Source organism: Brevibacterium sp. H602, assembly GCF_051172395.1.
Lineage (GTDB): Bacteria > Actinomycetota > Actinomycetes > Actinomycetales > Brevibacteriaceae > Brevibacterium.
Window position 1 is genome coordinate 1 of record NZ_JBPIZD010000054.1, and the last position, 516, is coordinate 516.

At 50.6% G+C, this 516-nt stretch carries 1 rRNA gene; it reads left to right on the forward strand.

The features are described from left to right. Window positions 1-417 precede the first annotated feature (417 nt). Window positions 418-516 (forward strand): 23S ribosomal RNA (locus tag ACSBQT_RS17845); the annotation flags it as partial.

Below are 516 nucleotides of genomic sequence, written 5' to 3' on the forward strand. Positions count from 1 at the left end.
AAGGAGCACACATCAGAACCCCAACGCAGTGACCGAATGTGTCATCTGGTTGGGAGCTCAAGGGTGGAACATCACTTCTTCCGCTCATACCTTCCAGCGTTGTCCGGTGACTGCCGTGTCGATGTTGATTGTTGTATGGGCTAGAACGAACACGTTATTGGGTCCTGGAATCACAAACCCCACACAGTGTGTGTGGGTGTGGTTTCAACCAACAGGACCAACCCGATCACCAAGCAGCAGAGACTTCTGGTGTGTGGTGGTGGGTGTTTGGTAGTGGTTTGAGAATCGTATAGTGGACGCGAGCATCAAACACCACGAGTTTGTGGTGTTTATGTAATGTGATTTTTCTTGTCATCATCTAGTTAAGGTGAATGAAACAATTTTTCGCACACACGAAGCCGGTCCCTTTGAGGGGTTGGGTGAGTGTGTAAGAGCGCATGGTGGATGCCTTGGCATCAGGAGCCGATGAAGGACGTGGAAATCTGCGATAAGCCTCGGGGAGCCGATAAACAGGCG